The organism is Oscillatoria sp. FACHB-1407 (genome assembly GCF_014697545.1).
Taxonomy (GTDB): Bacteria; Cyanobacteriota; Cyanobacteriia; order Elainellales; family Elainellaceae; genus FACHB-1407.
Map to the genome: position 1 here is coordinate 475,086 of NZ_JACJSA010000003.1, position 18,593 is coordinate 493,678.

Annotated in this window: 14 protein-coding genes; 4 read left to right on the forward strand and 10 right to left on the reverse strand. The window is 50.3% G+C overall.

The genetic code is table 11. The features are described 5' to 3' along the window. Positions 1–15: 15 nt before the first annotated feature. The 3 genes from H6G89_RS08025 to H6G89_RS08035 form a co-directional block, all read right to left on the reverse strand. The gene (locus H6G89_RS08025) at positions 16–1,614 is read right to left on the reverse strand and encodes an HlyD family efflux transporter periplasmic adaptor subunit (RefSeq protein WP_190504779.1); all 1,599 of its coding nucleotides are present in this window, start codon (positions 1,612–1,614) and stop codon (positions 16–18) included. Positions 1,615–1,710: 96 nt separating this feature from the next. Then, complete coding sequence (locus H6G89_RS08030) at positions 1,711–4,689, reverse strand: peptidase domain-containing ABC transporter (RefSeq protein WP_190504780.1); 2,979 nt, start codon at positions 4,687–4,689, stop codon at positions 1,711–1,713. Beyond that, the gene (locus H6G89_RS08035; RefSeq protein WP_190504781.1) at positions 4,686–5,435 is read right to left on the reverse strand and encodes a peptidylprolyl isomerase; all 750 of its coding nucleotides are present in this window, start codon (positions 5,433–5,435) and stop codon (positions 4,686–4,688) included. The genes H6G89_RS08030 and H6G89_RS08035 overlap by 4 nt, the downstream gene beginning before the upstream one ends. Before the next feature lie 1,597 nt (positions 5,436–7,032). On the opposite strand from H6G89_RS08035, the gene H6G89_RS08040 reads away from it, so the two are divergent. The 3 genes from H6G89_RS08040 (at position 7,033) to H6G89_RS08050 (ending at position 9,525) form a co-directional block, all read left to right on the forward strand. Next, complete coding sequence (locus H6G89_RS08040; RefSeq protein WP_441339441.1) at positions 7,033–8,241, forward strand: RpoD/SigA family RNA polymerase sigma factor; 1,209 nt, start codon at positions 7,033–7,035, stop codon at positions 8,239–8,241. A 262-nt stretch (positions 8,242–8,503) separates the two neighbouring features. Further along, positions 8,504–9,019, forward strand: a complete 516-nt coding sequence (locus H6G89_RS08045; RefSeq protein ID WP_190504782.1) for a GNAT family N-acetyltransferase — start codon at positions 8,504–8,506, stop codon at positions 9,017–9,019. Positions 9,020–9,315: 296 nt separating this feature from the next. After that, positions 9,316–9,525: a glycogen debranching protein gene (locus tag H6G89_RS08050; protein ID WP_190504783.1), complete on the forward strand. Its 210-nt coding sequence runs from the start codon at positions 9,316–9,318 to the stop codon at positions 9,523–9,525. A gap of 81 nt (positions 9,526–9,606) precedes the next feature. Here H6G89_RS08050 and H6G89_RS08055 read toward each other — a convergent pair whose 3' ends face one another. Next, positions 9,607–10,293: a hypothetical protein gene (locus tag H6G89_RS08055; protein ID WP_190504784.1), complete on the reverse strand. Its 687-nt coding sequence runs from the start codon at positions 10,291–10,293 to the stop codon at positions 9,607–9,609. Between the two features lie 471 nt (positions 10,294–10,764). Between H6G89_RS08055 and H6G89_RS08060 the strand changes: the two genes are divergently transcribed. Beyond that, the gene (locus tag H6G89_RS08060) at positions 10,765–11,019 is read left to right on the forward strand and encodes a hypothetical protein (RefSeq protein WP_190504785.1); all 255 of its coding nucleotides are present in this window, start codon (positions 10,765–10,767) and stop codon (positions 11,017–11,019) included. Positions 11,020–11,025: 6 nt separating this feature from the next. Here H6G89_RS08060 and H6G89_RS08065 read toward each other — a convergent pair whose 3' ends face one another. The 6 genes from H6G89_RS08065 to H6G89_RS08090 form a co-directional block, all read right to left on the reverse strand. Continuing rightward, positions 11,026–11,646, reverse strand: a complete 621-nt coding sequence (locus H6G89_RS08065; RefSeq protein ID WP_190504786.1) for a TetR/AcrR family transcriptional regulator — start codon at positions 11,644–11,646, stop codon at positions 11,026–11,028. Between the two features lie 221 nt (positions 11,647–11,867). After that, positions 11,868–13,235, reverse strand: a complete 1,368-nt coding sequence (locus tag H6G89_RS08070; protein ID WP_190504787.1) for a toll/interleukin-1 receptor domain-containing protein — start codon at positions 13,233–13,235, stop codon at positions 11,868–11,870. A 118-nt stretch (positions 13,236–13,353) separates the two neighbouring features. Then, complete coding sequence (locus H6G89_RS08075) at positions 13,354–16,125, reverse strand: TIR domain-containing protein (RefSeq protein ID WP_190504788.1); 2,772 nt, start codon at positions 16,123–16,125, stop codon at positions 13,354–13,356. A gap of 66 nt (positions 16,126–16,191) precedes the next feature. Next, positions 16,192–16,455: a hypothetical protein gene (locus tag H6G89_RS08080; protein WP_190504789.1), complete on the reverse strand. Its 264-nt coding sequence runs from the start codon at positions 16,453–16,455 to the stop codon at positions 16,192–16,194. Continuing rightward, a complete protein-coding gene (locus H6G89_RS08085) occupies positions 16,455–17,108 on the reverse strand; it encodes a hypothetical protein (protein WP_190504790.1) in 654 nt (217 codons plus the stop codon). The genes H6G89_RS08080 and H6G89_RS08085 overlap by 1 nt, the downstream gene beginning before the upstream one ends. A gap of 232 nt (positions 17,109–17,340) precedes the next feature. Next, positions 17,341–18,567 (reverse strand): chromate transporter, encoded by a 1,227-nt coding sequence (locus tag H6G89_RS08090; RefSeq protein WP_190504791.1) that lies wholly within the window; start codon positions 18,565–18,567, stop codon positions 17,341–17,343. Positions 18,568–18,593: the final 26 nt, after the last annotated feature.

Genomic DNA, 18,593 nt, shown 5'->3' on the forward strand with positions numbered 1-18,593 from the left:
GCAACGAGTACCGAACTAGCGCACAGTCTTGAGACTTTCAATCCGACGGCTAAACAAATCGGTGAAGATGCTCAATACGGTGCGATCGCGCGTAATGATATTAGCCGTGACGGACATCCCCGATTGCAGTTGCACATCTTGAGCGTCGCGCCCTTCACCAACTCTAAGGAATTGCTGCTCAAGCGTGATCTGCGCTGGGAAGCGGTAGTAGGGGTTGATCTGGTCGGGCGGTAGTGCATCAGAACCGATGTTCGTTACCGTGCCTTTGACATCGCCAAACTCGCTAAAGGGGAAAGAGTCAATGCGGACATCCACGGGCATCCCTTCCCGCACAAAACCAATGTCCTGGTTGGTGATATAAACCTCAGCCACCAGAGCATCGGTAGGTACGATTTTGAGAATTGGCTCACTGGTGTTGGCGACAAATCCGGTTCCTTTGGCTTGCAGATCAAACACCGTGCCATTGACCGGAGCACGCAATTCCTGATAGCGCAGGGTTAATTCGGTTTCGCTCAATTGGCTGTCAATTTCTGCCAATCGCTTCTCATTCTCAACGATCGCCTTGTTTAACTGACTGTCGATCTCGGCTAACCGCTTCTCATTTTCTGAGAGGCGAGCTAAGACGTTGTTTTGTGAAAGAGCCACGGTGTTTTGATATTTCTCACCTGCCTGGGCGATCGCAAACTGGAGTCGCTGCTGTTCCTGCGTGAGGCGATCAACTTCGGCTTGACCATTCATCACTTCCTGCTGTTGCCGCAGGTATTGAATCCGGGCTAAGCCACCCTCTTCGACGAGTGGACGAATGTCTGCAATAATGCCCTGGTCAATTTCGAGCGTAGCCCGCGCCGTCGAAAGCTGCACCTGAGTCTGGCTCAGTTGCCGTTGCAGTTGGGACACCTCCAGTCGTGCTGCTGCGGCGGCAGATTGAGTTTCCAACAATCCGGACTGGAGCCGTGCCTGTTGCTCTGGGGTCAGACCTGCGCCATTTGAAGAACCCGTGAGTTGAGCGCGAAAAATCTGATTTTCGGCGATTAGAGTCGCTCGATTGGAGGTTAACGCCAGCATTTCCGGGGGCAGTGTTAAACCTGCTCCTTCTGGGACGGGGGCATTCACACCGCTTAACTGGCTGCGATAGAAGTTGTTTTCCTGGAGGAGGGAACTACGGATTTGTTGCAACGAGCGTTGTTGCGCTGCTGCCGCCGTCGTGTCAAAGCGGATGAGCACATCCCCCTCTTTGACTTGCTGCCCATCCTCAACCAGAATCTCTTCAATCACACCCCCCACGGGAGCCTGCACCTCCTGCACGCGATCCTGGGGTTCTAACTTGCCAGTAGCGGGCACGGCTTCCTCAATTCGAGCAAAATACGCCCACCCCAACACGAATATCGTCACTCCAACGATGCCGTATACGATTGAGCGTGACCATAGCGACGTTTGCTGGAGGATGACGGGTTGGTCAAATGCCTCTGCCCGGACTAGCTTATTCGACGCCATGGAGGGAGCCGAATCTTCGGTTGCGGCATCGTTCACGGTTGTCAACGCACCTACCCGGATGGGCTTGGTTCCGTTGCCGTTACCTCCATTTTGTCCGTTGGATGCAGGAAGATTGTTCATAGAAATCCAAGTTTGATTGAGTAGGCGTGAGCGTGTGAACGAATGTTCGGATAACGAGACGTGAATAGATTACAGATGCGATGGTTCAGATAGGTTCTACATCTGGGATTCCTGTTGCTGGTATAGACAGAAATAACGTCCCTTGAGTGCCATCAGCTCATCGTGGGTGCCGAGTTCGACCACGGAGCCTTTATCCATCAAAACGATCTGGTCGGCATTGCGAATGGTGCTCAAACGGTGGGTGATGAAGAAGACCGTGCGATCGCGAAATGCTTCTGCCAGATTGAGACACACCCGACGTTCTGAATCATAGTCTAGCGCACTCGTCGCTTCGTCTAAGATCAGCAGTCCGGGGTTTTGAAGCACAGTCCGGGCGATCGCAATCCGTTGGCGTTGTCCCCCAGAGAGAGCCGAACCGCGTTCTCCAACCCGTGTGTTGTAACCGTTGGGCAAGCCCATGATGAAGTCATGAGCCGCAGCGATTTCGGCGGCGCGAATAATGTCATCCGACGAGGCATCCGGGCAGTTTAGAGCAATATTCTCTTGAACTGAGCCTTCAAACAACAGCGTATCCTGGGGCACAATCCCGATTTGCTGACGCAACGAATAGAGTTCGACCTTACTAATGTCATACCCGTCGATCAGAATTCGCCCAGATTCCAGGTCATACAAGCGAGGTAGCAACTTCATCAACGTACTCTTACCGGAACCACTCTGCCCCACAATGCCGACAAACTTGCCTGCTGGGAACTCCAGACTGACGTTGTTGAGTTGCAAAGGACCCGTCGTGCCAAAGCGGAACGAGACGCTGTCGTACTTCACTGTTCCTTGAATGCTGGGCATTGGAATGTTGTAGCGATCGACCTCGTCGGCTTCGGGTGCTGCATCCACAATGTCGCTAAGTCGTTCAATCGACAGCCCGACCTCCTGGAAGTTTTGCCACAACTGCGCCAATCGCAACAGAGGACTGGTGACATAGCCAGCAATGATCCGGAAGGCGATCAACTGCCCCAGCGTCATGTTGCCCTTGAGTACCAGGTAGGCACCGACCCATAGCACCAGTAAGCCCGACAGTTGGTTTAAGAAGTTACTGGTGGAGCTAGCCGTGGTCGAGGTTAAGACAGTCTGGAAACCTGCGCTGACATAGCGGGCATAGCGTTGTTGCCACTGCCAGCGGGCGCGTAGTTCCATGTTCTGAGCTTTGACGGTTTGAATTCCAGATACGACCTCTACCAGATAGGACTGGGTTTCGGCGTTGCGCTCAGCCTTGACCCGTAACTGGTTACGAATCAGGGGAGAGGCGATCGCCGCCAGCAGGACAAAGAAAGGAATCGTCACCAACGACACCAGGGTCAAAATCCAGCTATAGATGAACATGACCACGATGTAGATGACCGAGAATACGGCATCTAACACCACCGTCAACGCTGTCCCAGTGAGAAATTGGCGAATATTTTCTAGCTCGTTAATCCGAGTTGCCAGTTCACCGACGGGTCGCCGCTCAAAATAACGGAGAGGCAGGCGTAACAGGTGATCGATGATCTCCGAACCCAACGACATATCAATGCGGTTGGTGGTATCGACAAACAGATACGTTCGCAAACTGGTCAGAATCGCCTCAAAGATCGCCAGCACCAGCAGGAATACCCCCAACACCTGGAGGGTGTCCACGCTTTCCTGGACGATGACCTTATCAATGATCACCTGAATCATCAGAGGGTTCGCCAGGGCAAACAATTGAACGAAGAACGAGGCAATGAATACCTCCCACAGCACCCGTTGATGCTTCTTGATGACGGGCAGGAACCACTCTAAGCCAAAGCGTTTTTGGGGAGTTTGCTGGGTCGGCTTGAGCAGCAGCACCTCGCCCTGTTCGCCCCAGGTTTCTGCAAACTCCGCCGGCTTGCGCCGAATGATGCCCATATCCGGCACCGCGATCACCAGTTCCCGCTCACTGACTTCATATAGCAGCACGACAGTATCCTGCCACTTCAGTAGAACGGGTGCTTCTAATCGCCCGATTGCACTTCCAGGCACCATGACTAACTGAGCATTTAAGCCCATCAATTCTGAAACGGCACCGCACAGTTCCAGTGACATGCTACCTGTGCGCTGAGTCTGGCTCACCAGAATACGCTGGACTACATCTCGGCGGAAGGGAATGTTGAGATGCTGACAGAGCATTTGAAAACAGGCTAACGCTCCGTCGATCGCCCCCGTTCCTCGGACAAAGGGATACTTTGCTGATGTGGATTTACTGCTGCTGGTTGGGCGAATGCTAGGATCTGCTTCTACAGGGCGATCGGGCGCATAGGGAATATCAACCTCAGCAGGGGAAGCTGTGAGCACTGGCTCCTCTGTCACCATTGCCGCAGGTTGCAGAATGGTCTTCGGAATGCCGATGACCCGAGCGGGTTCTGACCCGATGACGTTTAGTTGGTTGACTTGCTCGACTCTAATAGAGCTACCCACCTCATACTGATCGATCGCCCCACCACCACTGACGAGCCAGAACCGATGAGACTCCAACGAGCTTGTGGGGGTGTTGCCCGGTGATAGGTTACAGATTACGGCTTCTGTCTGCGCTTGTAGTGCCAGATCTTTGAGTACCACATCTCCGATCGCCTGCCGATGGATTTCTGCCCCTAATAGATCAAAGACTTCAATCAACGAGGTTTCGCTGCGAAACGCCGCTGCCATTTGAGGCTCTCGCTCTAGCAACGCCAAAAAATCGGTAGCAGAGAGCACGAGACAAATCGTTTCCACAGAGGCGATCGCCGTTTCACAGGGCACCCCCCGCACTAGTCCGACCCACCCTAAGACGGAGCCTGGTCGCGCCAGTTCTAACGTCACGGGTCGCTGAGTCCGGGGGTCATATCCTAAGAGACGGGCTTGCCCCTCGTAAATAATATTGAGTTGGGCGGGCATTTTGTCGCGTACCAGCATTGCCTGACCCATTCGATAGCGCAGCATTTGCAACTGGTCTGCTAGGGCTGTGAGCGCACTCTCAGACAGGAGATCAAACGGTGGCACTGTAGCCAGAAATTCTAAGACAGAGGTTTTGGTATAAGTCATGGGGCAGTCGAAGCTGAATTGTCGGAAGAAACGAGATTAATTTGGCTTAACTGTTCTTGAAGCCAGTTATTAAAGAGTTCATTCAGAAGCCGTCGTCGCATTGCATCGTCCAACTGAGCGGGAATAAACCGTTCCAGGCGTACAATCACGAGCCATTCACCGACACGAGTGGGTGCCCAAAGCTGACCGGGCTGACTAATGGAAAGCATTTGCGCCAGAGTGGGATGGGGGACGCTCAACTCCACCGGCCCGATCAATCCATCCGTTTGAGCCTCTGGTCCCTGGGAGTAGGTGCGAGCTAGCTCTGCAAAAGATTGTTCCCCCTCTAGAACGCGAAAGTATACTTCTTGAGCAATTCCTAAATCTTGAGTGCGAATCAACGAATAGATGACGCGATCGAGTTGTCCTTTGCGGTTGAGGAAGTAGGATTCGAGCTTTGGACCCCAGGTAGCCAGCTTAAACTTCTCGATTTTGACCTCACGCATGGCTCGTGCTTCGAGCTGAGAAACGTTCATGCCGTGTTGTTGTAACCAGGCTCGGCGGCTCTCTTCGGATGCTAAGCCATGCTGAGTATAAAACTGCTGACAAGCCGCGTCTTTTTCTTCGGAGGTGCACTCAATTGGGGCGATCGCCTGATCGATCAGGATCTCCTGTAGCAATTGAGGCAGCATCTGATAGCTCGCTAGTAGCGGGATAACCTCTTCTGCTAGGATCTGGCGATTTCCAACCTGTAAAACAACAGTCATTTAGGCTAATCTCTTGCACGTTAATAAACGACCTACTTCTTCTACCTTCAACTTCGATGAGCCGATTCCACTATATTTTTTATCTCATTTGAAGATTAAGGTGAAGACGGACTTCTCCAGTATCATCGGTACAACACGGTATCCCAGAATGACACTGCTATTTCTTAAGGGTAGACACACCAAGGGGACGACCCCTAATGATCGCCCACTTTAGGTTAACCTTCTCTGGATGTCAGTGTCTTGATGGAGTTGAGAATAGTAACGGAATGTTACATCTACCCCAGGTAGAGACAAAGCCATTAAAATGGCATTTTCGGATAACGTCTCATGGGAGTAAAAGGAAATAGGGAGTAGGGAAGCCAATTCCCCAGGAATAATTAGCTTTGGTTAGAAAGCTTAAGACAAGGACATTAGTTCAAACACTAGTCAAACCCTGATTTTGGGAAGGCTTTCTGACTTGCCTCCGCCGCATCAAATGTGGCTGTGGTTATACGTTAGTAATCTGTGCTCACCTTCAAAACACTCTGAAGTTACGAGCCTGAGTTACGAGCCTGGGCTTTCCCGATTGCCGCTGCTACGAGTTGACTAATGTCGGTTACGTTTAACCGGTTGCGTTTATAAGGTACAACGCAGCAATTCGCGGTATCAAAACGCGAGAAATTTGGAGTAACCCTACATATATCCCTACATATATATAGGTTGCCGTACGTATATACGTATGTAAGTGCATCCAGTTTCTGATTTTGCATCTATATTGCTGTAATTTGAGGCGATTGAACCATTGCTTTACAGCAGCCCTGTTCATCGGTTCAGACATTTTTTGTAGTGAATCAAACACTTTGGAAGGGATGAAGAGCCTCAGGAATGAGGAAACATCCTCCTAAAGGTACAAAGCTGAATTGTCGGCTTTAAACATATCTTGATCATGTCAATTACTTTACTTTTCTATCCATTGACAGATTAAGAAATGGTTGGCTCTACCTCTATAGGATGCTACTAAAACCCAAGAGTGCTGTAGTAGACTCTAGTCAAGTCAGGCAACCTGTTTGGCACGTTAATGAGAAGCAAGAGGCAAGACGTTAACATTCGTTTGCATTTGGCGATCCAGCCTGAGCTTTTTGTAAAGATCGACACCTTATTTGAAGGTGTTGATCCAGCTCTAGATCTCGACATCATCACTTTATTTCCCCTCAAGAATTAAAGTTCTTTCTACCGTAGCCTTTGGACTGATTTTGTAGTTCAGGCGACCACGAAAACACAGTTATGGGCTAGGTTGAAGGGACTCCGGGGTGTTTTACAGGTGCGATCGCAACCTTCAAAATCGGTCTATGGTGTCTTACGGTCTATCCCTTTAAATGCGATCGATATAGATGAGATCTATCTTTTCTCTCCAATTACTTGAATCTATTGGATCAACCGAGTAAAGTTATCAAAACTATCGCGTCTCTGCCTCTAAAAACTAATTAACAGAACCTAATGAATGCTCTCAAAGATTTTCATAACATTTTTTTCAATTTTTGATATTGACAAAACCGATCATAGCTAGGATAACCATCTTCATATGACAGCAATATTCAATCATCACTCTGAGCAAGCAATGGATAACTCTACGATGGAAGCCCCCGATACCTTGCAGTTTGAAACTGCTTTCGAGGATGAATTTTTTAATACTCTTGATTCAAAGGAATTAGATAGCGATGACGTTGAGGACGTTCCTATCGATATCATCGAAGATGTCATAAAAGACGCTGAGCCTGAGGCAGAGGAGCCCTTATCTGGGTTTGCGGCGGACGATGAAGCCGATGAAGATGTAGAAGCGGTCATGGCTGAGCATTTTCCGGGATATCGTAAAACGATTTCCGATGATGCGGTCGGGGCTTTTTTCAAAGAGATGGCGCGATACCCGCTGTTAAAACCCGATGAAGAGATCGAGTTGGCTCGTCGGGTGAAGTTTTTGATTGAAATTGAGGAGTTGCGCGATCGCCTGCGGACAGAGTTAGGCTACAACCCCTCTAAAGCGGAGGTTGCCGCTGCACTTGAACTCAACGAACGGCAACTCGAACATCGGCTCTATCGTAGCCGCATGGCAAAACGCAAAATGATCCGCTCCAACCTGCGCTTGGTTGTGTCGATTGCCAAGCGATATCTCAATCGGGGCGTGCCTTTTCTAGATCTGATTCAAGAGGGAGCCTTAGGACTGAACCGGGCAACCGAAAAATTTGATCCTGACAAGGGCTACAAGTTCTCAACCTATGCCTACTGGTGGATTCGTCAGGGCATCACACGGACGATCGCCAATGATGCTCGTACGATTCGTCTTCCGATTCATATTGTTGAAAAGCTCAACAAACTGAAGAAGTCTCACCGGGAACTGCGGAAAGAACTAAACCGTAACCCAACCGAGGCAGAGTTGGCGGCTGCCCTCGATCTCACCCCGGATCAACTCCGCAACTTGCAACAAGTACGGCGGCGATCGCTCTCCCTCAATCACCGGGTTGGTAAAGGAGAAGACACCGAACTAATGGAGTTGTTGGAGGACAACAGCACCCTCTCTCCGGAAGCGCAAATGAGTGAAACCATGATGCGCCAGGAAATTCACAGCATTTTGGGTGATGTGCTGACAGAGCGAGAAAAAGATATCATCTCGCTGCGCTACGGGTTAACCACTGGGGAACCTCATACCTTAGAAGAGGTGGGCGGTTTGTTTAACCTCTCACGCGAACGGGTTCGTCAGATCCAGACGAAAGCAATGCGGAAGTTGCGGCGTCCTCAGGTAGCAGCACGGCTCAAGAGTTGGTTGCGATAGGGGGCAGCGTTAATCAGGTTAACAGCCTGAGAAATCCATTTGCATACCTTGGCGCGAGTCCAGGCAACCTCTGTTAGAACGAAGTTTGTCTTTGCAGGTCATAGGAGATCAACGGCTTGTCCGATGTAGACTATGCGGCTCAAAGTTGGTGCTGGTCTGCTTAGGCGGGTTTTTCGTGGGAGCTATTAGGTTTAACGGTCAAAACCGAACGACTTCCCCGGTTTGACATGATACTGTCAGAGCAGTACTACCTTTGGTTCCTATGCCAGATTCTGCAACTTCTTTGACCTCAACCCTGACGATTCGCCCTGCTACATCTGCCGATGCCGAAGTTCTGTTCCATTTGATTCAGGCGTTAGCGGAGTATGAAAAGTTATCCCATGCAGTGACTGGCAACGCTGCACTGTTAGCCACTGATTTGTCGGGCGATCGCCCCGCCTGTGAGGCGATTTTGGCAGAGCATGAGGGCAACCCCATCGGTTTTGCGTTGTTCTTTTCTAACTACTCTACATTCCTCACCAAGCCTGGTATTTATCTCGAAGATTTATTTGTGCTGCCAGAGTATCGAGGACAGGGGGTTGGCAAAGCCCTGTTGGCTCATCTGGCAAAACTGGCGCAAGCACGAGACTGTGGGCGATTGGAGTGGAGCGTGTTGGATTGGAATGAACCTGCGATCGCTTTTTATCGACGGATTGGAGCCACGCTGATGGAGGAGTGGCGCATTTGCCGAGTAACGGGAGAAGCGATCGCCGTTCTAGCCAGTCAATCGGAGACTTAGCGGTTTAGCTCCCTGCTTGCTTAGTACAACTCGTCGTAAATAAGGGTGGGAATTTGGGGTGCAGGGGTGGAACCCCTAGCTGGGGGCGCAGCCCCCACACCCCCCTGGTTTTATTTCCAAACCCTATCTATGAATAGCAGTACTTAGGAGTGTGATAGTCGTGGTTTAAGTTGCGTTTCAAAAAAACGGGGATTTCAGGGTGCCCTCATCCTGTTGAAAAATCTTCACTGCTGAGCTTGGAGCAGGGCGATAAAATCAAGACATAAACCCAGGTCATTCTTAATAAGGTTAATCGCATGAAAACCATTTGGGTCAACGAACAAATTGATCCCTCTGGGATTATCTACTCCTGTATTGCCTCCTGCAATGAAAATGAAGCGAAAGAGTGCCATACTTCATTTCAACAAAATCTGACCCCAGCCCAAAAAGCAGCGGGTTGGATTGCTCGGCTTCGCACCGTTGAATCATGGGACTTAGTGCCTGCCAACGCACTGAAGCTCGATTAGGGTTGCGATGTGGGCGAGCTTTGGGCAAAATGCCCTGGCTACATTTAGAGCATCTCGCCCCAGTCCTTGATCGCTGCCCCATTAGCGGTGGCGGCGATAGCGAATATCCATAATCTCGGCTAGACCCGCATCTTCCCAGTCGAGCGGTGTGCTTTCATCTGCGGGAACAACTGTCACTACAGGTTGCTCTGGCTCAGGAGGCTCGTAGATTGGGGTCACTACTGTCATCGCAGGCAAAGCAGCCATTGTTGGAGAGGCAGCAGGTAAGGGAAGCGGCAAAGCTAAGTCGCTAGATTGCTCAGCCAGAGGCAGAGATTCTGCTGCTGTGTTGGATTGAGGCGATCGCGACTCTCGACGAACCTGCTTAAAGCGTTGAGAAATGAGCAAGGAGCCTGCAATACAACTCAGGGTAATCGTTCCCAGTGCCCATGCGGGCAACGTTCTGGAACTAACATCGGTGGAAACATTAGGCTGAGGGCTATCCGGGCTATCAGGATTGACCCGTGACAACTCAGGGCTCATCAGACTGGTGACCGCAATTCCGGTGATTAGCAACAACAGCACCCAAATACCGCTCCAAAAAACCAGTGGGTGCTCCCAGAGCAAGCGAAACCATGCCAATACATTAACCGTGTCTGGAGTAGAATACTCACTCCAGGGATCATCTACCGTTGTTGATGGCAACGGAGATGCCTGACCTATTCGTGCCTCATCGTTAAGTGCTTCACCCTCAGCAGATGGCGGTTGAAGCCTCTGATCGCGATCCATAAGCTCTACGGGAGCGATGAATAGAAGATTTGATTTGTATTCTAGAACATTTGTTCGGAAGCTCCCACTTTTTTGGATTGATTACAAGATTTCCCCAGAACAGAGTCGTACTGTTAACGTCATGGATTAAGCACCTGGCGAATCAATTCGCGGCTACAGCTCTATTTCTATGGGATTACCACGGACTCTTATGTGAAGTAAAAGTGAAGAGTCGGATAGGTATATGTAGTTGGCATCAAGTTCTTTCAAGGCACTGAGATGAAAAGGAATAGGGGTGCCAGTACTCCTGTCCGTATTGCAGACCTCTGTGCCCCATTTTAATAGCGGTACCAGTTCTGACAATTTGGTATACCAGTAATTTCACGTAAGTACTCCTACGGAGCTGCAAACTGGGAAACTTACCGTTCATATTGAGAAGTTTGCAGGCTTATAACAGGTTTATTGGGAAGATGTTGATTAGTGGGATGGTTGATGATGCCATTTGTCGTTAAGGAAGAGGCAGTACGGACGTTTAATTTCTATCTCAACGGCTCAGTCCGGCAGGGCATGGTTTGTCAAAACAAACTCTACAAACTCGTATCTTCGTTTGAGCCAGATGATTGCCCCAGAGCCTATGCTTTGGGCTGGAGTCTGGGATGTGGTGGAACACCAGCTGTTATTACCCTGACCGAACAAGGTTATGGGGTTTGGGTCGATCTGCGATCGCACGCTCAATCCAGTTTTTAAGCCAGATCAGGCATTCCCTTCCACTAAAACGCCATTGAGAAAAATATCGGCAATCCCTTCTGCCATCTCTTGCATTTCTTGCGGTGAGGAATGTTCAGCCATCACGGTATCGCGGCTAAACCCGGCCACTGTAAACATCCCTAAAAATACTTGAGCCACAATGCGCGGGTTCATGCGGCGGTAGATGCCCTGATCCATCGCCGTTTGAAAGAAAGCTTCTGCGACATCGGTCATTTTGGCGATCACCTCTGCCTGAATGCGATCGCGCAGATCTGGGTGAAACTGAGCTTCCATAAAGCACACCCGTAGCATATCGGCATTGCGGTGTAGATTTAGCATCCGCTTTCGCATAACCTGAGCGATCGCCTTATAGCTACCCATCTCGCTCAATTCCGTAAGCAGATCCGTTAAAATTTCAATCCACCCCTGAGTTGCCACTTCCACGAGAATTGCTTTTTTGTTTTCAAAGTGGCGAAACAAAGTGCCCTCAGCGACTCCAGCTGCTTCGGCAAGATCGCGAGTTGTCGTGCCGTCGTAGCCTCGACGCGCAAATAACCGCTGTGCTGCCTGAAGGATTCGAGTGCGAGTCTCTACTTCAGGTTGGGATGGACGTTGAAAAATCTGCATAGCGGTAGTTCAGTGTTACAGACATCTGCACGATCATTGTCGATCGCTGAACTGGAACCCGGACAAAAGGTTCATACAACCTTACGTTTATTTAGGAAAGTAGATTAAGAGGAAGGGAGAAGAAAAAGTGAAAAAGTGAAAACAGATAGATATCTCTCGTCTGTCACTCTCGCCGCAGACAAAGTTCAAATGCCCCATCCCCTTGTCACTCCATGACCGTGTTACTCCTCCTCATTGAGCGGACGAGTGACTCGCAAGATTAGCGCACTCAATCCCAGGAACCACAGCAACGTAATTAGATAAGCGAATGACATCAACTCGCGGATTGATCGCTTGAGGTTAACCACATAATCTGCGTGAACATCCAACCCCATTGCTCCGACAATTTGTCCGGTAGAGTTGCGAATAGGGGCAAACGCAGCAAACTGAGCACCTCGCTGATCACGAGTGACAAAGGTGGTGAGACTGAGTTGAAACAACCCCTGGTAGACCGCTGTGTCAGGTTGGTCAACGATAAATGATTGTCGAAACACGGTTGCTTTTTCAGGTTCGAGCGTCCGCAATACGTCTCCCACAATCAAGATCTCACCGGGGCGAGTCCCAGCGGTGTAGCTGTAGGGGTTGGCATAGGGAACTAGCGTATGCACGCGATAGAGCCAATCCTGATGTTTTTGATAAAGGGGATTACTGACAGGCTCGGTTTGTCCAGGAGGGAGAGGAGTACGGGCGAGGGTGGCAAAGTCGTTTCCATTTACGCCGGCAACCGTTGCATTTAATGCCTGCACCATCTCAGCTTTGATGCGAGTGACGGTCGTTTCCCAGAGGTAGTAGTAGAACCAGTAAAATCCCAGAGTAACGATCGCCATATTGACGACAACCGTTGTCACCATCACAATCCACTTGGCACGCTGTCGGGCTCGATAAAAAGCAGCTTTGGCAGCTTGACTGGCGTGAATATAGCGAGTTTGAATTTCGGTTGGTTTAGGGTCTTGGTTGATGCTGGCGACTAACCACTGTTCCGCATCTTTGAGGTCGCTGCCTCGGAGCAAATAACTGTTGTTTTCAGTTTTGAGTTGCCACTCGATCGCTCGCACGAGTAGGCGGGTATGCATGTGAATGTAGTCAACATCTGTGTCGATCGCCCGTACCAGTTCGTCAAAGGCGTGATCAAAATCATCTGTTTCGCGAAAAAACAGCCAATTGTGTTTACTAATTTGTGGATGAACCTGTTGAGGGTCAAAACCTTCACGTCGCACAATCGGCAAAAAACGTTTGTGGCAATGAGCCGCATAGTCAATTTCATCGCGACAGACCGCCGAGGCAACCGAGTCAGGGCTAATCACAAAAATAAATGTATTGGCAGACTCAATGCCCCGTTGAATGGCTTGCCACCATTCTTCCCCTTTGTAAATGTCAGTCCAATCAACCCACGGATCTCGCCCAATCCGCTTAAATGCCTCACTTAACACTTCGACAAAAGCTTTGTCTTTGCGTGAATAGGAAATGAACACATCATTTCCGGGTGTATGAGTCTCATTGGGTTGCAAACGAGTATTCACAGCAACAATAGACGGCTTCTTCTCAAGCATGATCGATGCCCCCGATAGCAGTGATTATTTGCTTGTAATTACTCTAAACGACATGTCTTGAAACGATGAAGGATAAAGGATGAAGGATAAACATCAAACTGTTTCCAGCCTTTAGCCTTTAGCTTTCAGCCTGCAAAAATTTACAGGTGTTTTGAGCACCTGCGATCGCCTCCAACTCTAACGCGCTCAATGTAGTCAGGCTGGACAAAAATTGATAGCCCTGAAATTGTTCACAGGCGATCGCCAACCATCGTTCCACTATCATGTCGTGCCACAGGTGAAGGGTACCATCCTCTGTTCCGGTGACAATTAGGTGCCCATTTGGATGAAAAGCGACAGCAGAGACAACCCCATTGTTCTGCCGGAAGGGTTCACCCAGGGGATTGCCGTTATTATCCCAAAGTCGCAAGGTACCATCCTCGCTCGTGCTGGCGATCGTCCTGCCATCGGGGCTGTAGGTGACAGCCGCGACGAAGCCCTCATGTCCCTGAAACGGGCTGCCCAGCGGTCTTGCTGTCTCAACATCCCACTGGCGCAAAATGCCTTCTCCTCCAGCACTGATGAGCACGTTTTTCAACGGATTGAAGGCAACCGCTGCAACCCCAAACTCGTGTCCTTGAAGCGTGGTCAGATGACGTCCTTGCAAATCCCAAAAGCGAACGGTTGAGTCCTTGCTGGCACTGGCAATGCGATCGCCATTAGAACTAAAGGTGACCGATTGGACGCTACTGCTATGCCCTTCAAACGGTTGCCCAATGGGTTGCCGATCTGCTACGTTCCACAGTCGAATGGTGCGATCGTCCTCTCCTCCACCGCTGACGATCGTCTCACCATCGGGGCTAAAAGCAACCGATTGAATCGCGTCATTGTGACCCTTCAAAGGTTGACCAATCTGTCGGCGTTGTTGGACATCCCACAGTCGCAGCAATTTGTCATTACCACCGCTAACCAGCATTGTCCCTGTTGAATTGAAGGCGATCGCGTTCACTCCATCTGCATGGGCTTGCAAGGGTGAACTGATGGGCTTTCCTTGCGTATCCCAAAAGCGAATCGTGCCATCGGCACTAGCACTGGCGAAGGTTTGATCATGGGAGTTAAAGGCGATGGACTGAATGACGTTATTGTGGGCTGAGATGACTTCACTCGCTAGATGATTTTCCACATTCCACAGTCGTATGGTGCGATCGGTACTGCTGCTGATCAGCGTGTCACCCTCTGGGGTAAACACAGCCCGCAAGACAAATCCCTCATGTCCACGAATGGGTTCACGAATTAAATTTCCCTGCAAATCCCACAGGCGAATGGTGCGATCGGGGCTAGCACTGGCAATTGTCTGTCCAGATGGGCTGAAGGTAACGGATCGAACGACATTTTCGTGCCCGACAAAGGGGAGGTCGATCGGGTTGCCCTGCAAATCCCAGAGTCGCACTGTATAATCTAAACCTCCACTCACAACGTGTTGCCCATCGGGGCTAAAAGCAACGGATAACACCCCTCCATCATGACCCTGCAAAGGGTTTGCCAGGAGTTGACCCTCCAAGCTCCAGAGACGAATCGTACCATCAGTACTGGCACTGGCGATCGCCTGACCATCGGGGCTACTGGCAACGTCATACACGGCATCAGTATGTCCTTCAAAAGGTTGACCAATTGCCTGTCCTGATGCGTCCCACAGTCGCACCTTGCCATCATCACCACCGCTGACAATACGATCGCCACTAAATGCTAGTGCATTAACCGCGCCCTGATGCGCTTGAATCGATTCACCAATGCGATTGCCCATTGTCGTCCACCGAGTGATCGCACCATTGGCATCACCCGTTACTATCATCCTTCCATCAGCACTCCAGACGATCGCGTAGATTGGCACATCAAGGGCTGAGACAGGGTTGCCAAGAGGTTGACCCGTTTGCAAATCCCAAAATCGCAGAACGCCTTTTTCGTCAGCACTAACGAGTTTTCTACCGTCAGGGCTGTAGGCGATCGCATACACTTCTCCCTCATGCCCCAACAATCGGTTCTTTTCGTGGTTACCCTGAATGGCACTGAGTAAACTCGATCGCACTTCGTTCAATCCCTCCTGAGAATCATCGCTCAGGCTGATGCCGATGGTGTGGAGTGCCAGCACCAATCCATTGACCGGCTTGACCTCCATCAATGTGTTCACACGAGCTACTTTTTCTCGTAGCTCTGCCTCTGCTCGGTGTCCCTCAGCCCGATGATATTGCCAGAGTGCAACCAGGGTTGACGTGGCGGTAATAGCTAACCCCAAAGAGATGCCACCCACCGTTAGCCGTTCTCGACGCAACACTTTGTGACTCGTGCGGACAAATTCGATCTGCAATGGAGCGGGTTGTGGGTCTTTAGCCTCCGACGCAGCCAACCACTGCTCTGCCTTCCGCAGGTCGCTGCCCCGTAGCAAATAGCTGGAGTCTTGCCCATGTTCTTTCCAGTCCTTCGCCCGCACCAGCAATCGCGTGTGAAAGATAACGTGTTCTAAGTCAGTATTAAGGGCTGCGATCAACTTAGCCAGCGATTCATCAAAAGACTCTGCCTCTTTGAAAAAGATCCAATTGATGGATGCTAAGGCTGGATGTACCTGTTCGTACTGCACATCCCGGTAGACGATTGGCAGCAATCGCTTGCTACTGGCGATCGCCAGCTCTAACTCAATATTGCACTCGCGAGAGGCAATCCAGTCAGGGCTGAGCACAAAGACCACAGCATTGGCTTCTTCAATTCCAGTCGAAATTTCAGCTCGCCAATCAACACTCGGAGGAATGTCTTCCCAATCAATCCACACATCTTTGCCCTGTCCCACCAGGACGCTGTGAAGCTTGTTGGCAAATTCCTTATCTCGACGACAGTAGGAGATAAATACGTCTGTCATGCTTACCCCAACTGGTAGTAGTTGAATGGCAACGAAAACTGGCACCTATTGACTGAGTGTACAGAGTTAACTCTGGCGATCGCCCTGAGGTGAACGGCGTGGTAACGGAGGTAACGGAGAACCAGACGGAGTCGGAGAAGGTGAGTTGCATGGACCACGAGTGCCATCTGGGCGACGACAGGGAGGTGTCTGAATCCCTTTCGGTTCACTAGATGTCACGAAAGCCATTGCCATCGCTTTGGCTGTGGTGTGAATTAATGGAAATATTGCGCTGACAATCAGCACTAGCCCCAGAGACAGACCCGCAATTTTATGTGTTTTTGTCTGCATCACTGACCACCCTCACTAAAAACAATGCCGTCACCCTCGCAGACATTAACATTAAACTGCTCTATGACATCTTCGTCATCAAACACGGCTTTAAAGTCATATTCACACTCCTCAGAATTAATAGGAATGTCAGCCGAGCTTCCAGGCAGAATGACCTGCTCTCCCAATAAATCTTCACGCCAGCGGTCATCACTGGCAGGTGTGAAATAAAACTCTACAAGTTCAACGCTGGTTTGATTGATGACATTCAAGGTCCTATCATTGTCGCCGTAATAGCTGTAAGTCCCCCCATTAATACAAAGGTCAACGTAGGGGTCTACAATCTCTTGTCCATTATCAAACACGCCCAGCACATCATAGAAACAGCTGTCGCTGCTATCAATGACAATCTCTAATTTTTGCTCTCGCTCCAGCACACGCTCACCTAATCGATCCTCGCCCCAATAGTCATCAGTTGAGGGAGAAATATAAAACTCTTGTAGCGTGTGCTCCGTAAAGTTTTCTACTTCAAAGCGTATGGTATCGGTCGAAGATGTATCTTGAGCCAGAGCAGGTCTCCCTCCAAGAGAGAAGAACGTTGCATCGCCCCAACTGAAAATCGGTAACGTCACGGCAGCCATAATGAAGACTGAGTGACTCAGGTTTTTGAGCATAGTAGTTCTCCTGGAAGACAGGTAGATTGACCTGATGGTATAGCCAAACTGATAGTTGTCTCGGTATTTTGACGGTTACTTAAGTATTTGATGTCTAGCCTCTACCAATTTATGCAAAAGGGTGGGTGGAGGAGGAGATGGGTGATGGGGTGATGGGATGGTTAATTATTTGGTCATTGGTCATTAGTCCCTGGTTATTAGTACTGCTACTTCCTACTCCCTACTCCCCCTTCTACTGCGGTGAACCCAGGTTTAACAACTGCCCACACAAGCCCAATACACCCCCCGCAATGACTAACCAGGCAGAGTTGACCTTGTAATAAAACAGTGCGATCGCCCCTATCACTACAATTCCAATCGTCCACCAATCGATGATTGCTGCTTGACCGAGTTGCCAGGTGACAACCGCCATCAACCCCAACGAGGCCGCATTCACTCCATCTAAAAAGCCGCTTGCCCAAGGAGATTGGCGCAATTTAGGCACCCAGGGGTTGATGATCGCCACCAGCACAAATGCTGGGAGAAAAATACCGATCGTGCCTGCGATCGCCCCGACATTGCCCGCCAATAGATAGCCCACAAACGTAGCGGTCGTGAATACGGGACCAGGGGTCAACTGTCCCACCGCGATCGCGTCCAGGAGTTGTTGGGAGGTGAGCCATTGCGTCCGCTCCACCAGTTCTCGTTGCAAAAACGCCAGCAACACGTAGCCACTACCGTAGAGCACCGACCCAATTTTGAGGAAAAACAGAAATACCTGAATCCAGTTAGGCGATGGCGACGTGCCAGCCCCACCCCCTACCTGAGCCAGCAGACTGGGAATGGGCAACATCAGGGCAGAGGTGGTCGTGCTGCCAGCACGCCCCCAGGTTCTAATCAGCATGACAGCGACTCCAGCCAACACCAGCAGCAAGATTTCGTCTACTCCCAGGAAAAAGGCAACAATAACCGCCAGACCTGCCAGGATAGTTGGGAGATCCTTCGCAGCGGATTTACCTAATTTCCAGAGAGCCTGGAGCACAACCGCAATAATGATGGGCTTGATGCCATAGAGGAGCCATCCCAGCTCTGGCAACGCTTGATAACGGGCATAGAGGGCAGCGATGATCCACACAATCACCATGGCGGGCAGGATAAAGCAGGAACCTGCGATCGCCAATCCCCATAGCCCTGCCCGCTCATAACCGATGTGAATCGCTAACTCGGTCGAGTTTGGACCTGGAATTAAGTTTGTCACCCCCAGCAGATCCAGCAATTTTTCCTCGGTGAACCACTTGCGCCGTTTGACAAACTCATCGTTCATCATGGCGATATGGGCAGCCGGACCACCAAACGCGATCGCCCCTAGCCGAAAAAAGCCAATTGCCAGTTCTCGGAGTCGTTGTTGTTTCTGATGAGGTTCCAACGTCTCATAGCGAGGAGACTCTTGCACTTCGGTATTGTCAATTTCGTGGGACATAACTCAACGAATGCGATCGCTCAGAT

Excerpts from the sequence above, each read along its gene's own strand:
- H6G89_RS08035 (WP_190504781.1), bottom strand. The coding sequence starts at position 5,435 with ATGACTGTTGTTTTACAGGTTGGAAATCGCCAGATCCTAGCAGAAGAG.
- H6G89_RS08055 (WP_190504784.1), bottom strand. The coding sequence starts at position 10,293 with ATGGATCGCGATCAGAGGCTTCAACCGCCATCTGCTGAGGGTGAAGCA.
- H6G89_RS08085 (WP_190504790.1), bottom strand. The coding sequence starts at position 17,108 with ATGCTCAAAAACCTGAGTCACTCAGTCTTCATTATGGCTGCCGTGACG.
- H6G89_RS08070 (WP_190504787.1), bottom strand. The coding sequence starts at position 13,235 with ATGCTTGAGAAGAAGCCGTCTATTGTTGCTGTGAATACTCGTTTGCAA.
- H6G89_RS08090 (WP_190504791.1), bottom strand. The coding sequence starts at position 18,567 with ATGTCCCACGAAATTGACAATACCGAAGTGCAAGAGTCTCCTCGCTAT.
- H6G89_RS08025 (WP_190504779.1), bottom strand. The coding sequence starts at position 1,614 with ATGAACAATCTTCCTGCATCCAACGGACAAAATGGAGGTAACGGCAAC.
- H6G89_RS08050 (WP_190504783.1), top strand. The coding sequence starts at position 9,316 with ATGAAAACCATTTGGGTCAACGAACAAATTGATCCCTCTGGGATTATC.
- H6G89_RS08045 (WP_190504782.1), top strand. The coding sequence starts at position 8,504 with ATGCCAGATTCTGCAACTTCTTTGACCTCAACCCTGACGATTCGCCCT.
- H6G89_RS08075 (WP_190504788.1), bottom strand. The coding sequence starts at position 16,125 with ATGACAGACGTATTTATCTCCTACTGTCGTCGAGATAAGGAATTTGCC.
- H6G89_RS08065 (WP_190504786.1), bottom strand. The coding sequence starts at position 11,646 with ATGCAGATTTTTCAACGTCCATCCCAACCTGAAGTAGAGACTCGCACT.
- H6G89_RS08060 (WP_190504785.1), top strand. The coding sequence starts at position 10,765 with ATGATGCCATTTGTCGTTAAGGAAGAGGCAGTACGGACGTTTAATTTC.
- H6G89_RS08080 (WP_190504789.1), bottom strand. The coding sequence starts at position 16,455 with ATGCAGACAAAAACACATAAAATTGCGGGTCTGTCTCTGGGGCTAGTG.
- H6G89_RS08040 (WP_441339441.1), top strand. The coding sequence starts at position 7,033 with ATGGATAACTCTACGATGGAAGCCCCCGATACCTTGCAGTTTGAAACT.
- H6G89_RS08030 (WP_190504780.1), bottom strand. The coding sequence starts at position 4,689 with ATGACTTATACCAAAACCTCTGTCTTAGAATTTCTGGCTACAGTGCCA.